This window comes from Methylosinus sp. Sm6 (genome assembly GCF_019802345.1).
In the GTDB taxonomy this organism is placed as follows: domain Bacteria; phylum Pseudomonadota; class Alphaproteobacteria; order Rhizobiales; family Beijerinckiaceae; genus Methylosinus.
This window is the reverse complement of record NZ_JAINDZ010000107.1, coordinates 1-1722: the sequence shown is the minus strand read 5'-3', so window position 1 is coordinate 1722 and position 1722 is coordinate 1. Positions and strand designations below refer to the sequence as shown.

The window sequence follows — 1722 nt, the reverse complement described above, 5'->3', positions numbered from 1 at the left end:
CATTGCCTGACGCTGTGACAGTCGAGACGCGCGTCACGCGCATCATCGTCGAAGGGCGCGTTCAGAATGTCGGCTATGAGGACGCTCTCCCGGCGCTACACGGGCGTCGGCGGCAGGTGACCGATGCGGGAGCGCCGCCGCCCTGACGTCTGCGCCGTTTCGTCCATAGGAGAGACTGACGCGACGAATGCTCGTCCACCGCCAATGCGGTTTCTAGCTCAGCCGAATCGATCGTGAAGACTTGGTGAACGCCGTCGACGATTGCGATGGCGGGCGTATGCAGCAGCGTCGCCATATGCCGGTAGGCGAGAAACGATAGACTAAGAATCCTCCTCGTCGATCGATAGCCGATAGGTTGCGGGCGGTTGAAAGAGTCCGGCTCGAATGGGCGATTTGATCGTGACCGTCGTTTCCTCAGGTCCGGACCATCATGCTCTCGCGCGTCATCACTTCTTCTTCGATGGAACTCCGATCGAAGCCGACAAGCCTTTGGTCATCGAGCCGACGGGAGCCGTGGCAGGCTCCTGCTTCTTCTTCGGCTTCTTGGTTTCCCGATTGCCGCGCCTTTGTTCCTTGGCCATGATGTCCTCCTGGTCCGAGCCCTCGTTTCGGGTCGGCATATGCGAGAAACAGAAGGCGCCGCGACCCTATGGGGAGGGGCGCCGGGTGTCGCCTCAGGTAGAACGCTCTGCCGCATCGTTCGTTTCAAGTCGCCGGTACATCCATGGTCGACTGAGTCGATCGACGCTGGCTCCACGTTGGCCGGGTCACGGCATAAGCATGGACGCCGGCGCTGCGATCAGATCAGAACTTCGAGCCTGTCGGCCGACATTTTGCCGCTCTTGCGATCAGCGACGAGTTCGAAGCCCACCTTCTGACCTTCGCGCAAATCGTTGAGCCCCGCGCGTTCGACCGCGCTGATGTGAACAAAGGCGTCGCTGCCGCCATTATCCGGAGCAATGAAGCCGAAGCCCTTCTGGGCGTTAAACCATTTCACGATTCCCGTCGCCATGAGGAGAATCCTTTCGTATGCATGGGGTTCTGCTTGCCCACGAATCTGTGAGCCGTCGAAATCGCATTTTCAGGAGAGGATAATGTCAGCTCAGCGCGAGTATTTCTCGGCATAAGGCCAAATCACCCGGCCGTTCATCGACTTGATCAACATAGGATGAACTCGTCGGGAACACAAGGGTTCTCGATATTTTTCTTTGACTTCGAGAATTTCAACGTTGCAAACAGGTCGGAAAAATTGACATTTTTGCCCGTTGTATTGATCTTTCACCTTGATCCGCACCGTCTGGCGGCCCCGACGTTTACCCAGATCCCATGACGGCGAAGCGGCGGCCGGGACGGTATCCTGATAGCCGCAACAGCATCAAGGAACGCCATCTCATGGAAAAGACAGTGTCATCGGCATTGCCGCGCTTCCCGAGGCGCATCCGCTCGCGGGCTGCGACGTCGTCAATTGGGAACTCCTAAAACGAAGTGAGAGTTCCCCCGGCTCTGCCGGGGTGGCAGTAGGAGTTTGACGTTTCCTGCAGTCCACCGACGAAATTTCCAGTCGTGAGCCGCCAAGCACACGATGAGGAAATTTCGCGGTGGACGAGTATGAGAGCTTAAGTCACACGAAGTGGGACTGCAAATACCGGTCGTGTCCCCACCGGTGGTGTAGCAGTTCGGGAGCAAGCCGCTCGCGACGCGCGCTTTTCATAGCGCCGTAGC

Annotated in this window: 2 protein-coding genes; both read right to left on the bottom strand. The window is 58.1% G+C overall.

Translation table 11 applies throughout. The features are described from left to right. Positions 1 to 446: 446 nt before the first annotated feature. On the bottom strand, positions 447 to 581 hold the full coding sequence (locus K3F48_RS24705; RefSeq protein ID WP_255609732.1) for a hypothetical protein: 135 nt from the start codon (positions 579 to 581) through the stop codon (positions 447 to 449). 218 nt (positions 582 to 799) lie between these two features. Beyond that, positions 800 to 1012 (bottom strand): cold-shock protein, encoded by a 213-nt coding sequence (locus K3F48_RS23700; RefSeq protein WP_222577897.1) that lies wholly within the window; start codon positions 1010 to 1012, stop codon positions 800 to 802. Between the last annotated feature and the right edge of the window lie 710 nt (positions 1013 to 1722).

Coding starts and splice junctions, on each gene's coding strand:
- K3F48_RS24705 (WP_255609732.1), bottom strand. CDS start 581: ATGGCCAAGGAACAAAGGCGCGGCAATCGGGAAACCAAGAAGCCGAAG.
- K3F48_RS23700 (WP_222577897.1), bottom strand. CDS start 1,012: ATGGCGACGGGAATCGTGAAATGGTTTAACGCCCAGAAGGGCTTCGGC.